The 13415-nt window shown below is 69.0% G+C and carries 13 protein-coding genes; 6 read left to right on the top strand and 7 right to left on the bottom strand.

The window, feature by feature from the left end:
* Positions 1-72: 72 nt before the first annotated feature.
* Complete coding sequence (locus NN4_RS28395; RefSeq protein ID WP_147137887.1) at positions 73-993, top strand: helix-turn-helix domain-containing protein; 921 nt, start codon at positions 73-75, stop codon at positions 991-993.
* Here the strand turns inward: NN4_RS28395 and NN4_RS28390 are convergent.
* The 4 genes from NN4_RS28390 to NN4_RS28375 form a co-directional block, all read right to left on the bottom strand.
* Positions 907-1611: a S1 family peptidase gene (locus NN4_RS28390; RefSeq protein ID WP_147137884.1), complete on the bottom strand. Its 705-nt coding sequence runs from the start codon at positions 1609-1611 to the stop codon at positions 907-909. The two genes, NN4_RS28395 and NN4_RS28390, sit on opposite strands and share 87 nt — an antisense overlap.
* Positions 1612-2082: 471 nt before the next feature.
* Positions 2083-3225 (bottom strand): bifunctional RNase H/acid phosphatase, encoded by a 1143-nt coding sequence (locus tag NN4_RS28385; RefSeq protein WP_147137880.1) that lies wholly within the window; start codon positions 3223-3225, stop codon positions 2083-2085.
* 25 nt (positions 3226-3250) lie between these two features.
* On the bottom strand, positions 3251-3988 hold the full coding sequence (locus NN4_RS28380) for a zinc ribbon domain-containing protein (protein WP_135235772.1): 738 nt from the start codon (positions 3986-3988) through the stop codon (positions 3251-3253).
* Between the two features lie 115 nt (positions 3989-4103).
* Positions 4104-4745, bottom strand: coding sequence for a hypothetical protein (locus NN4_RS28375; RefSeq protein WP_147137877.1), 642 nt, complete (start codon positions 4743-4745; stop codon positions 4104-4106).
* Positions 4746-4883: 138 nt separating this feature from the next.
* On the opposite strand from NN4_RS28375, the gene NN4_RS28370 reads away from it, so the two are divergent.
* Complete coding sequence (locus NN4_RS28370; RefSeq protein ID WP_147137873.1) at positions 4884-5186, top strand: zinc ribbon domain-containing protein; 303 nt, start codon at positions 4884-4886, stop codon at positions 5184-5186.
* Positions 5187-5582: 396 nt separating this feature from the next.
* Here the strand turns inward: NN4_RS28370 and NN4_RS28365 are convergent, their stop codons facing one another.
* Positions 5583-6704 carry a Nif3-like dinuclear metal center hexameric protein gene (locus NN4_RS28365; RefSeq protein ID WP_147137870.1) on the bottom strand — a complete coding sequence of 374 codons (1122 nt, stop codon included), beginning with the start codon at positions 6702-6704 and terminating at the stop codon, positions 5583-5585.
* Positions 6705-6888: 184 nt separating this feature from the next.
* Entirely contained in the window at positions 6889-7929 is a 1041-nt protein-coding gene (gene cobC, locus NN4_RS28360) for an Rv2231c family histidinol phosphate aminotransferase CobC (protein WP_147137867.1), read from the bottom strand.
* A 44-nt stretch (positions 7930-7973) separates the two neighbouring features.
* On the opposite strand from cobC, the gene NN4_RS28355 reads away from it, so the two are divergent.
* The 3 genes from NN4_RS28355 to NN4_RS28345 all read left to right on the top strand — a co-directional run bounded on the left by NN4_RS28355 (position 7974) and on the right by NN4_RS28345 (position 10287).
* A complete protein-coding gene (locus tag NN4_RS28355) occupies positions 7974-8492 on the top strand; it encodes a low molecular weight protein-tyrosine-phosphatase (RefSeq protein WP_147137865.1) in 519 nt (172 codons plus the stop codon).
* Positions 8492-9394, top strand: a complete 903-nt coding sequence (locus tag NN4_RS28350) for an SURF1 family cytochrome oxidase biogenesis protein (RefSeq protein ID WP_147137861.1) — start codon at positions 8492-8494, stop codon at positions 9392-9394. The genes NN4_RS28355 and NN4_RS28350 overlap by 1 nt, the downstream gene beginning before the upstream one ends.
* 143 nt (positions 9395-9537) lie before the next feature.
* The gene (locus tag NN4_RS28345) at positions 9538-10287 is read left to right on the top strand and encodes a hypothetical protein (protein WP_147137859.1); all 750 of its coding nucleotides are present in this window, start codon (positions 9538-9540) and stop codon (positions 10285-10287) included.
* A gap of 112 nt (positions 10288-10399) precedes the next feature.
* Here the strand turns inward: NN4_RS28345 and NN4_RS28340 are convergent, their stop codons facing one another.
* Positions 10400-11317, bottom strand: coding sequence for a cobalamin biosynthesis protein (locus NN4_RS28340; protein ID WP_147137856.1), 918 nt, complete (start codon positions 11315-11317; stop codon positions 10400-10402).
* Between the two features lie 1059 nt (positions 11318-12376).
* On the opposite strand from NN4_RS28340, the gene sigJ reads away from it, so the two are divergent.
* Positions 12377-13339, top strand: coding sequence for an RNA polymerase sigma factor SigJ (gene sigJ / locus NN4_RS28335; protein ID WP_147137852.1), 963 nt, complete (start codon positions 12377-12379; stop codon positions 13337-13339).
* The last annotated feature ends 76 nt before the right edge of the window (positions 13340-13415 follow it).

Raw genomic sequence — 13415 nt, 5'->3', positions numbered from 1 at the left:
GACGTGAGGTGATCGTCTCAATGACCTCTGAGGTCATGGCTGCGCGACGTGCGCGGTGATTAGCCTGCTCAGGTGGCACAACCTCAATGGGAAACTCGACCGAGGGTCGGCGTGCTGCTGCGCGAGTGGCGGCAGCGGCGCAGGCTCAGCCAGCTCGACTTGGCGCTGGCGGCGGACACCTCGGCCCGGCATCTGTCGTATGTGGAGACCGGGCGCGCCAAACCGAGCCGGGCGATGGTGCTGCGCCTGAGCGAGGCCCTCGAGGTGCCGCTGCGTGAACGCAACACCCTGCTGCTGGCCGCCGACTACGCGCCCGCCTACCGGGAGAGCAACCTCGACGACGTGAGCCTGACTTCGGTGCGGGCCGCGCTGACCACGATGCTCACCGCGCACGAACCGTATCCGGCGGTGGTCGTCGATCGACTGTGGAATGTGGTCACCGGCAATGCGGCGATGGGCGTTCTGCTGCAAGGGATTCCGGACAAATTGCTGTTGCCGCGCCCGAATGTGTATCGCCTGGTGCTGCATCCGGAGGGGCTGGCCGCACGGCTGGCCAACCTGAGCCAGGTCCGGGAGTTGTTCCTGGAGCGCCTGGCCAGGCAGGTCGGCGCGAGTGGCGACCCGCAGCTGTCGGCGCTGTACGACGAGGTGCGTCGCTATCCGCGACTACTCGACCCGCCGGATGAGCCGAAAGTCGATGCGGCACAGCCGAGCCCGTTCGAGGTGCCGATCCGGATCCGCACGCCGATGGGCGAGCTGTCGATGTTCAGCACGATGGCCACCTTCGGCGCACCGGCCGATGTGACCCTCTCCGAGCTGGCGATCGAATTGTTCTACCCCCTGGACGAATTCACCGCGGCCGCGCTGCGTGAGCTGGCGGCCGCGGCGAATGCCGAACGGCCTGAACTAGATCGGCTGGAAGCCGGCCCCGACGCCACCTTGGGCGTTGATGGCGGCGAGGATGACCACGATCGGCTGGAAGAACGCGGGTGAGTGCAGCGGGTTGGCGGCCGTGGTGCACGGCACGTCGAAGCCGACCGGACCGATGCCGGTGAGCCGTCCCTGGTTCATGCCGACGAGCCGATCGCCGACTACCACCGGGCCGCCGGAATCGCCCGGCTTGGAGCAGTATTGGTTGATGGTGGTGCCGTCCAGCTCGCCCCACACGACACCGCAGTCCGAGCCACTGGAGCGGCCGCTCGAGCACACCGTGGCACCGGGACCCGGCGCGTCACCGAGGCCCGCGATGGTGGTCGGGCCGATGCTGCGCACCGGGGTGACCCGCTCCGGGTTGAGTTCCAGGACCGCGTAGTCCAGTCCCTTGCCGTCATCGGAGAACGCGACCTTACCGATGACTCCGGCATCTGGCGTGTGCTCGGCGATCAACCGGGCACCGGTGGGCGCGCAGTGGCCCGCGGTGATGCCGACGAGCCGGCCCGCGTTGTCATGCCCGATCGCGGTCAACGAACATACGGAGTTGTTCTCGAACGCGATGCCCGAGCTGCCGCCGAGCACGGCACTGGGCGCGGCAGACGCGGTGCCCGCGGCACCGGCGATCACCGATGCGACGGCGGCCGTCGCGGCTGCCAGCGATCTGAGTTTCGTTGTCACTTCTCTCCTTTTCGAAAAAGCGAGCACGCGACTATCGCCGTGCTCGCCCGGACCGGGGAGGGAACCGCCCCCGACACAATCTGCGGTCGCCATATCAGCAAGTGGGAGTGCCTGCGCAGCGGAGTCAAATCGACGCTGGTTACCTGCTGGTCGACTCAGCATCGACACGGGTAGGCCGGTCCGCAACACACCTGTGCGCCGCACCACAGTGCGGACGCGCGTGAGACTCACACCACATCTTTTCGTGGCGGCTCTGAAAAGTGTTCGCCCGAACTGACTTTCACCCTCACCCACACCCAGCTGCGGCCGAATTGCCCGACCGACGAGACTCAACTGTTATACGCCGCCAACCGCCGCACCGCGAATCCGAACAGAACCATCCCGATGCGCGATGTCCGACATGCTGTGGCAGATGATGGCAGCACAGGATGACCGTCGCCGAGCTTCCGGCGACGGACGGATGAACAGTTGCTACAAGTACGAGGTGTCGTTCACCAGACGCACGGACGACCCGCCGTCCGGATAGAACTCCGCGATGCACAGCGATGCCAGGTCCAGATGCAACCGGTACAGCAGTGACGGCCCGACCCCCAGCGCCAACTGGAGCAGCGTCTTGATCGGCGTCACATGACTGACCACGACCAGGTTCGCGCCGGGATACAACCCCACCAGATCACGCCGGACCGCGTCGACCCGCTCGCGGACCTGGTCGAAGCTCTCCCCACCGGGCGCCGGCAGCGACGCGTCGCCGAGCCAGCGGGCGTGTAGCTCCGGGTCGCGTTCGGCCGCCTCCAGGAAGGTCAGGCCCTCCCACTCGCCGAAGTCGGTCTCGATGAGGCCGTCCAGGACGGTGAGCGGTGCGTCCAGCGCGGTGGCCGCGGCCTCGGCGGTCTCCCGGGCCCGGCTCAGCGGCGAGGACAGCACGGCGGAGATACCACCTTTGGCCGCAAGCATTTTCGCGGCACGCGCGGCTTGCTCCCGGCCGAGCTCGGTGAGCGGCGGATTACCGCGACCCGAATAGCGCCGTTGCACAGACAGTTCGGTCTGGCCGTGGCGCAACAGCAGCAGCCGGGTCGGGCGACCGGTGGCACCGGTCCAGCCGGGCGCGGGTTGCGCCGCAGCCGCCGAAACCACCGGATCTTCAGCAACCGGTGCGGCCGTGGGCTTTTCCGCCTCGCGGGCGGTGCGCACCTCGTCCACCAGGGTGGCGTCGTCCATCGCCTCGTTGGCGAGCCGGTCGGCATGCGAGTTCTCGGCCCGCGGAATCCAGGTGAAGCTCACTCGCTCGAAGCCCGCGACCAGCCTGCGGGCCCGGTCGGCGAGCGGAATCATGGCCGCGTGCTTGATCTTCCAGCGGCCCGACATCTGCTCGACGACCAGTTTGGAGTCCATCCGCACCGCGACGACACTGGCGCCGAGTTCGGCCGCCGCCTCCAAACCCGCGACCAGGCCACGGTATTCGGCGACATTGTTGGTGGCGATGCCGATGAACTCACGACGTTCGGCGAGCACCCGCACATGATCGGCGGCGAAGACGACCGCGCCGTAGCCCGCCGGTCCCGGATTGCCCCGGGAGCCGCCGTCGGCCTCGACGATCACCTCGCGCTCGGTCACCGCGCTGCCCGCGCCGGTCGAGCGGTCACAGCCCCGATTCCTTGGTGCGCACCAGGATCGCACCGCACTCCGGGCACCGCACCACCAGGTCGGGGGCGGTCTTCGCGATCCGGGCGATCTCGCCGCGATCCAGTTCGATCCGGCACGCGCCGCAGCGGCGGGCCTGCAGCAGCGCCGCGCCGACACCGTGCTGGCCACGCTGCCGGTCGTAGATCGCCAGCAGGTCGGCCGGGAACAGCGAGATCAGCTTGGACCGGTCCGCGTCGCAACGCCCCTGTGCCACCTCGAGATCGGCGAGGGCCTCGTCACGCTGGGTTTGCGCGTCGGCCAGTTCCTGCTCGGTCTTGTCCAGCCGGGCGCCCGCGTGCTGGTAGTCGTCGGCCGACGCCTCCCGCTTCTCCATCACCTCGAGCAGCTCGTCCTCGAGCACCGAGCGCCTGCGCTCCAGGCTGCCCAGTTCGTGCTGGATCTCTGAAAGCTGTTTGGCGTTCACCGTTCCGGCGCTCAGCATGCCCTTGTCGCGCTCCTCGCGCTTACGGACGGCGTCGACCTCGCCTTCCAGCTTGCGGATGTCGCGGTCGAGGTCGTCGAGCATGATCTGCACGGCGACGGCGGCGTCCTTGTGCGCGTTGCGCTCGGCCTCCAGCCGGGCCACCTCCTGCTGTTCGGGCAGCACGGTGCGGCGGTGCGCGATCCGCGTCAGCTCGGCGTCGACAGCGGCGAGCTGTAGCAGCTTGGCCTGGATGGGTGGTTCGACATTCAACGCGGACAAACTCCTGGACGCTGTGGATGGGTCGGTGTTCAACCGTACCCCGCCGGACTGTTCCCGCTGACCGACGCCGCACCAATTGGTGCCGCCGCCCCTGGGCTAGCCGGCGTCAGGCCGGGGCGCGGGTCTTGATGGCGTCCCTGGAGACGAAGACGTCGTACTCACCGGGGACCGCGATCACCGCGTTGCCGTAGGCCGAGCGCACGAACGGCTCGGTAAACCAGCGACCCTTGCGCATGTCATCGAAGAAGTCCCGGTCGCCGCCGTTGAGGAAGATCTGGTTCTGCGAGGTCGCGACACCGTCCAGGCGCTGGCCGTACAGCCTGCTGATCTTGTATCCGGAGTGGAAACCGAGCGCGTTCACCCACGGTTCCAGCTCGACGATGCCCGCTTGCAGCACCCACGTATCGCCCTCGACCTGGTACTTCAGCCGCTGCTCGTCGTGCTGGTCGTCGCCGTAGAGGGTGAGCTCGATATCGAGCAGGTGCTCCTGCCCCTCCACCTCCTTGGCCACCACGTGCGCCGCTTTGATCTCTCCGGTCAACCCGAGATAGGTCTGCATCAACGTCGCCAGCCAGAGCAGCACCACCGCGACCACCAGCAGCACCAGCCCGCTGCCGCCGCGCGTGATCAGTGCGCGGAAGCCGACCCGGCGGGCCCGCAGCAGCCCGGAGATGAGCAGTGCGATCGCGATCAGGATGATCAAGATCAACCCGATCTGCACGAAGCCGAAGTTCACCGGGAAATTCATGCGGTAGTTGTACCCCTGAATCACCGGTCGACTCGCGGAAACAACCGACCGCACAAACCAATCCAGTAGACACGCGCCGACACGCCGAAGCGGCGGTAAGGTCGATGGGGTCAAAGTTCGATACTTCGGGGGTTTTCCATGGTGATCTTCGGTTGGCGTCAGTACGCGCATCGGCTCGCCGTGCTCACCCTGGTGTGCGGCAGCTGCGGCAACCCCGCAGCCCACATACTGCGGAAACTGGTCACCAAATTCACGCTGTTCTTCGTGCCACTGATCCCGTTGAGCACCAAGCACTCCCTGCAATGCACCTGGTGTGGTGCCGAGTCGAAGCTCACGAAGCAGCAGGCCACGGAGTTGGCGGGGCGGGCGCAGACGGAGAACGTGCACAGTGGGCAGCCTGCGGATCCGTCCTGGCACGGACAGCCGCCGCGCAACTACTGATCGGGTCAGTACGCGGGCGTTTGCTGATGGGCTCAGCTCGGCGCAACTACTGATCGGGCCTTGCTGGTCGGCCCAGGTTGGCGCACTGCTGACCAGCGTAGCCCCGCGCGATTGCGGGCCAGCCCGACTCGACGTGACTGCGGACCAACCCGGCACAGCGCGACCACTGGTCGACCCCGCCCGGCACCACCTCTGGTCAGCTCAGCCCGGCGCCACCCTGGTCAGCTCAGCCCGGCGCGACTGCTGATCGAATCAGCTTGGCGCAACTATCAATAGGCCGCGGCTCGGCGCTAGTGCTGGTCGGTCCCAGCCCGGCGCGGCTACTGATCAGCTCAGCTCCGCGCGACCAAACTGATCAGCTCAGCTCAGGTCAGGTCCGCGCAAATACTGCCCAGCTCAGCTCCGCGCGCTGACCGTCCACGGGTCGGTCCGCAGCGTCGACACGCGCGTCTCGAGGCCGGGCAGGCCGGCCTGCACGACCCGTTCCGCCTGTGCGCACCAAGGGAATTCGGTCGCCCAGTGGGCGGCGTCGATGAGGGCGGGGCCGCCCTTGCGCAGGTGTTCGTCGACGGGGTGATGGCGCAGGTCCGCGGTGACGTACGCGTCGACGCCGCGGCGAGTCACCGCGTTCAGGTAGGAATCGCCTGCGCCGCCGCAGACGGCGACCGTGTAGATGGAGCGGTCCGGGTCGCCTGCGGCGCGCACGCCCCACGCGCTCGGCGGCAGTGCCGCGGCGACTCGATCGGTGAAGGCGCGCAACGACTCCGGTTCCGGCAAGGTGCCGACGCGGCCGATGCCGACCGTCGACGGCAGCGAGGCGCGTTCGGTGATGTGATACGCCGGGTCCTCGTAGGGGTGGGCGGCGCGCAGGGCGGACAGGATGGCGGCGCGGGCGGCGGGCGGCGCGATCAGCTCGAGGCGCTCCTCGTCGACCCGCTGGAGTTCACCGAGCACGCCGACGGCCGGGGTTGCCTCCGCCATCGGCCGGAACTGGCCGACCGCGGGCACCCGGAGTGCGCAGTCGCGATAGTCGCCGCTGCTGCCTGCGCCCGCCATGAACAAGGCGGACAGCACTGCGTCGGCGTGCGACGGAGGCACCTGCACGACCCAGTTGTCGATGGGGGCTTCGGGTTTCGCATCGATCGGGCCGGTGACGGTGAGGCCGATCGCGGCGGCCAGCGCGTCGGAGACGCCCGGGTCGGCGGAGTCCGCGTTGGTGTGCGCGGTGAACAACGCGCAGCCGGAACGGATGAGCCGGTGCAGCAGTGCACCTTTCGGAGTGTCGGCCGCGACGGTGTCGACGCCGCGTAACAGCAATGGGTGGTGCACCACCAAAGCCTGTGCCCGCCAGTCGATCGCCTCCTCGACCACGCCCGCGGTGGCGTCGACCGCGAACAGCACTCTGGTGACCTCGTCGGCCGGATCACCGGCGACCAGCCCGACCGAATCCCACGACTCCGCCAGTTTCGGTGGGTATGCCGCGTCGAGCACTTCGATGAGATCCGCCAGTGTGGTCATCGTTCACCCTCCTGTGGTCCGTCCATGAACTGTCGCATTCCCTCCCGAGCCGACCCCCGCAGCGGCCCAACCCGGCAGCCGCACGACTTTTGATGTGGCGCATACGGAATTGCATGCGATTCCGTGTACGCCACATCAGAAGGTGTGCGGCTGTGCTCATGTGGTCGGGGGTGGGCCTCGGTGCTCACCAGAGGTCCGCCGTTCGTATGGCGGTGACGAGTCGGTCTACCTCGGTGGTGCCGCGCACCGCGACGCGGAGATGGTTCGGCCCGAGACCGGGAAAAGTATCCGCGCGACGGACGGCAATGCCGTTGTCCGCCAGGTACTTCCGGAGCAGCTCACCATCGGGAACGCGGAGCAACAGGAACGGCGCCTCGGCCGGCGTGTGCACATGCACGCCCAGTTCGGTGAGCCGCTCGATCATCGCGGCGCGTTCGACGGCGATCGCCTGGGCGCGCTGCTGTTCCTCTGCGACCGCATGCGGCTCGGCGGTGGCGGTGATCGCCTCCAGTTGCAGGGTGCCGAGCGGCCAGTGGGCACGGCCGTGATTCAGGCGCGCCAGGAGTTCGGGGGCACCGAGGAAGTAACCGCAGCGGAGCCCGGCGAGCGCCCAGGTTTTGGTGAGGCTGCGCAGAACGAGCAGATCGGGTGCAGAGTACCCGGCGAGCGATTCGGGCTCCCCCGCCACCGCGTCGGCGAACGCCTCGTCGACCACGAGGGTCCGGCCCGGCCTGCGCAACGCGCGGATGGTTTCAGCCGGGTGCAGCACCGAGGTCGGGTTGGTCGGATTGCCGAGCACCACGAGGTCGGCCTCGGCCGGGACAGCGGCCGGGTCGAGCCTGTACGGCGGCGCTAGCAGCACCCTGGTCACCGCGACACCGGCCGCGCGCAGCGCGAGCTCCGGCTCGGTGAACGACGGGTGGAGCACGGCGGCCAGCCGGGGTGTGAGCCGCGGCAGCATGGCGAAGCCCTCGGCCGCACCCGCCAGCAACAGCACCTCGTCCGGGCGGCGCCCATGCCTGGCCGCAACGGCACACCTAGCCGTGTGATCTTCCTCCGCACTCGGGTAGCGCCCGAGCGTGTCCAGCCGGGCCGCGAGCCGCTGCCGCAACCAGTCCGGCGGCGCGCTGCCCTGCACGTTCACCGCGAAGTCGAGCATGCCGGGGCGCGCGTCCACGTCGCCGTGGTGGCGCAGTTTCGCGTGATCGACGCTGTCCTCGGACACGAGAGCACACCCTACGTGGCGGGCCCGTAGGTCGACCGGCCAGAATGGCTGTCGTGGGTGAGCTGCACGTCTCGTTCGTCTGTACCGGCAACATCTGCCGTTCTCCGATGGCGGAGAAGATCTTCGCCATGCATTTGTCCCGCGCGGGACTGGCCGATCGGGTGCGGGTGAGCAGCGCGGGCACCGGCGCCTGGCACGTCGGCGACGACGCGGACACCCGCACCACCGCCACCTTGCGCAAGTACGGCTACACGACCGGGCATATCGCCGCGGCCCTCGGCGCCGACCATCGCGACGCCGACCTGCTGATCGCGCTCGACACCTCGCACGAACGCGAACTGGCCCGCCTCGGTGTGCCGTCGGATCGGCGCAGGCTGCTGCGCAGTTTCCACCCGGCCGCCGACGGGCCCGACGTGCCCGACCCCTACTACGGTGACACGGCCGACTTCGAACTCGTCCGTGACCAGATCGAGGCCGCGATGCCCGGCCTGCTCGACTGGGTGCGCGACGCGCTCGGCCTGCCCGCCCAGCCGCCCGACCCGCTGCTCGATCGGCGAATCTGATGCGCAGGCTGACCTTTCTGCTCCGCCCGAGCTGGGTGATCCTCGCGGCCGTGGTCGCCGTGTTCGCTTACCTGTGCTTCACGGTGCTCGCGCCGTGGCAGCTCGGCAAGAACACCAGCACCTCGCACCGCAACCAGCTCATCGCCGACTCGGTGCGCGCCGACCCGATCGACATCACCACCGTCCTGGACAGCTCCAGTGCCGACGACGCGCACACCGAATGGCGCAAGGTCACCGCTTCCGGCGCCTTCCAACCGGACTCGACGGTGCTGGTCCGGCTGCGGCATCTCGACGGTGCCCCCGGCTACTCCGTGCTCGCCACCTTCCGGCTGGACGACGGTCGCCTGCTGCTGATCGACCGCGGACTCGTCGCCGCGGTGGACGGTTCCCGCCCGCCGCCGATCCCCGACCCGCCCGCCGGGCCGCAACGTCTCGAAGCCCGGGTCCGGATGTCCGAAGGCATCACCCCCGGCAAGGACCCGTCGATCCAAGACGGCTACCGGCAGGTGTACTCGATCGACACCACCCAGGAAGCCGCCGTCCTGCAGCAACCCCTGACCCCGATCCCCACCGGCGAACGCGGCGGCTACCTGCAACTCGACGACAACCAGCCCGGTGCCTTCAAACCCACCCCCCTCCCCCAACTCGACGCAGGCCCCTACCTCTCCTACGGCCTGCAATGGCTGGCCTTCGGCATCATGGCGCCCCTGGGCCTCGGCTACTTCGTCTACGCCGAGATCCGCGAACGCCGCCGGGAAAAGACAAGCACCGCAACCGAACCGGTTGCCGCCAGCCCCCCACCCGATACCACGTCACCCGAAACCCCCACCGCCGCATCGGCCCCCGCCAAACCGACAACCGAAGCGCGCCTGGCAGACCGCTACGGCCGCGGCCGCGACTGACCCAGCCGCACAGCTCAGCTGGCCCGAGGTGGACTACGCCGCCGCCAGGGAGTTCTGTGTACCGGCACCGAGGCAGCGTCGGGGCCGTGCTGTCGGTGGGCCAGCCTAGGCTGGCCCACCGAACACGAGTCAGGAGAAGAACATTGGGGAAGCTAAACCGGCCCGGACACCCCGACGATCTACCGGATGCGCACCTACTGTGGAAGCGGTGGGCGGGCGTCGCGGTCGCGACCTACAACCGCGAGCGGGAGAGCGAGCCGGCGCACCATCGGTCGGGATACTGGATCGACGACGGCGGCTTGCACTGGGACGACTCCGGTTGCACCTGGTGGGTGCTGAAGTGGTTCGGTGCTGGCCGCGCCGTACTCGTCGGGGAAGACGAGTCGAGCAAGGTCAAGTGGTACGAGCCCGCGATCGACCTACTGGCCGGAGCGCCGGAATGGCTGCCGCGCCGATACCTGCAAGGCCTGATCGATGACCACATGGTCGGCTGCGTCTACTGGTTCGAGAACGGGGCCTGGCACCGGGCGCCCTACCCCGACGATCTGGCCGACGACGGACTCGACTGCGGCGTCTCGGCTTTCACGACGCGCGAGGGGGCGCTCGACAAGATCTCCGGCTGGCTGGAGTTCTCCGATGCCGACGCAGGCATGCCGGAGCTGTGCGCGGAACTGCTCGACGCCGCCGAACGTGGCGCGATCACCGAGCGTCTCGTGCGGTCCTACGCGGAGGGGATGACACGGCTGGAGGAGCTGTACTACCCGGAGGAGGAGTACCCCAGGGACGACTGCCCACCGCGCAACGACGACGACATCGCCGCCATGTTCGCGCTGGCCAGGCGTGCCGGTCTCGACACCGCCACCTGGACCGGCACCCTCGGCGTTCGAGACTGATCGGACGAACCGAAGGCTGACGCCGGGCCAGCGCACCGAGAACGGCTACTGCAACCGCCTGTACTGTCGACCGGCACCCTCGGCGTCCGAGACCGATCGGACGAACCGACGGCTAACGCCGGGCCAGCGCACCGAGAACGGCCACCGCTACTGCAGCCGCCTGTACCGCCTCCGAAAGGCGTACTGCGCGATGCAGATCCGCGACGGTGGGGGCGGGTCCGTCGCCGAGCGTGGGGCGTTGTTCGACGCCGTGCGGGTATTCGGTGCGGCCGCCGAGCCGGATGCCCAGGGCGCCCGCCGTCGATGCTTCGACCACTCCGGCGTTGGGGCTGGGGTGTTGCGCGGCATCGCGGCGCCAGGCGCGCAGGGCGGTGGCGGAGCGGCCACCGACCAGCGGGGCCAGCGCGACGGTGAGCAGACCGGTGAGGCGCGCGGGGAGCAGGTTGGCCAGGTCGTCGGTGCGCGCGGCCGCCCAGCCAAAGTTGCGGTAGCGGTCGTTGCGGTAGCCGATCATCGCGTCGAGGGTGTTGATCGCGCGGTAGCCGAGCAGGCCGGGCACACCGGCGAGCGCACCCCAGACCAGCGGGGCCACCGTCGCGTCGGAGGTGTTCTCCGCGATGGATTCCAGTGCGGCGCGGGCCAATCCGTCGGCGTCGAGCACCTCGGGGTCGCGGCCGCACAGCGAAGGCAGCAGCGCGCGAGCACCGTCCAGATCGCCGGCCTCCAGCCGATCGGCCATTTCGCTACCAGCCTTGGCGAGGCTCCGTCCGCCCAGCACCGTCCAGGTGGCCAGCGCGGTCGCAGGCAGTCCGAGACCACGAACCCCCACACCGACTCCAACCACCGCCCCCACCAGCACCACCTCATGCAGCACCCCCGCACGACGCCGATCGTCATAAGTCACCGATTCGAGCGCGCTTGCCACCGAACCGAATCCAGCCACCGGATGCCACCGCCGCGGATCCCCCAACACCCGATCGAGCACAAACCCCAACACCAACCCCCCAGCGGTAGCGGTCCCCTTCTGCACCCGCCGAGCCTATCCGCTCCCTCCCCAGCCCACGATCAACGGGACACAGCGGCCCACCTCCCTCGGCCAATTCCGCCCCCACGTCCCGTCGATCACGAGCTACCCCGCCAAACGGGACACCACGACACACCCACCCCGACGTTCGCCGCCACCATGTCCCGTCGATCATGCGTACCCCCGCCCAACGGGACGTCACGGCGCGCCCACTCGACGTTTGCCGCCAACATGTCCCGCCAAGCACGAGCAACCCCGCCAAACGGGACACCACGACGCGCCCACCCGACCTTCACCACCACCAGGTCCCCTCGATCATGAACTGCCCCGCCCGACGGGACACCATGGCGCGCCCACCCGACGTTCGCCACCAACATGTCCCGTCGCTCATGCGTACCCCCGCCCGACGGGACACCACAACGCACCACTCAAGTTTTGCCGCTAGCAGGCCCGTCGACGATGCGCTCCCTCGCCACCAGGACTTCACGGCACACCCACCCATCGAACGTTCGCCACCACCATGCCCCGCCGAACACGAGCTACCCCGGCCAACGGGACACCACGACGCATCCACTTCGGCGTTCGCCGCCGCCACGTCCCGCCGACCATGAGCTATCCCGCCGAACGGGACACCACGGCGCGCCCACTCGACGTTCGCCGCCACCACGTCCCGCCGAGCACCAGCTATCCCGCCGAACGGGACACCAGGGCGCGCCCACCCGACCGTCTGCCGCCACCATGCCCCGTCGCTCATGCGTAACCCCGCCTAACGGGACGTCACGGCGCGCGCGCCTACTCGACGCTTGCCGCCAACATGTCCCGTTCGGCAGCCGCGCTGCACGATTCGGCGACGGCGGCGCCTGGGTGAGCCGGCACGAGAGGCCGCTGGGTACACCGGCTCGATCATGCGGAACTCGGCGTGTCAGTGATGCGAACCTCGTCGGTGGCGGGCATACCGTGTCGGCGATCTAAGGCGTGTCACACTCTGATCCGCTGCGTCGTCAACCTGATGACGCATCCATGAAACCGCGCCCGGCGGGGCGGAACGACCGAACGGCGACAGCAGTGACTTCCGATCAGCCTTCTACTCCCGAGCCCCTCGATCAGGCCGAGCTGGCCCGGCGGTTCGAGGAGCATCGGCCGTATCTGCGCAGGCTCGCCTACAGCACGCTGGGCAGCCTCACCGACGCCGACGATGTGGTGCAGGAGGCGTGGCTGCGGCTGCAACGGCAGCACGAGGCGGGCACGGCGGGACAGATTGAGAATCTGCGGGCCTGGCTCAGCACCGTGACAGGCCGTCTCGCGCTGGATCAGCTCGGGTCGGCCAGGGTTCGCCGCGAACAGTATGTCGGCGAATGGCTGCCCGAACCCGAGGTGACCAGCTGGGACGATCCGGCAGACCGGATCACCCAGGACGAACGTGTCACTACGGCACTGCTGGTTGTCCTCGAGTCGCTGTCGCCCGCCGAGCGCACCGCATTCGTCCTGCAGGACGTGTTCGGAATGACCGGCCCCGAGGTCGCCGAGGTGGTCGGCCGCACCCCGGCCGCGGTGCGACAGCTCGCCTCCCGCGCCCGCAAGCACGTCGAGAACGGCACGCCGCGCTTCCCCGCCTCGCCGGACGAACAGGAGAAGGTCGTCTCCGCCTTCGCGGTCGCCTGGCGCTCCGGTGATCTCAGCGCGCTGCTCGGCGTGCTCGACGCGAACGTCAGCCTGACCGCCGATGGTGGCGGCAAGGTCCCCGCGATCCGCCAGCCGGTGCATGGAGCCGAGCTCATCGCGAAGATGCTGCTCGGCTGGTACCACGCACCGTCCGCCGCGGGCGGGTGGGGCCGCGCGGTGCTGGTCAACGGCGCGCCCGGCCTGGTCGTGTTCGACGGCAACCACATCGGCGTGTTCGACTTCGTCATCGATGCCGGCCGCATCGTCGCCATCAACGTCATCCGCAACCCCGACAAGCTGCACGACCTGCCCACCGAGGGCGAACCCGACTGGTACCTCGGCGCAAACCGCGCTGAGGAGGAGTAGCCCGAACCCCGGGTCGGTTCCGAACACGCCGAGCTGGCTTGTCGTTGTGCTATGACAACTCGGCGGCAGCGGCGGC

Source organism: Nocardia ninae NBRC 108245, from assembly GCF_007990755.1.
GTDB classification, from domain to species: Bacteria; Actinomycetota; Actinomycetes; order Mycobacteriales; family Mycobacteriaceae; genus Nocardia; species Nocardia ninae.
This window is presented reverse-complemented; position numbering and strand designations above follow the sequence as displayed.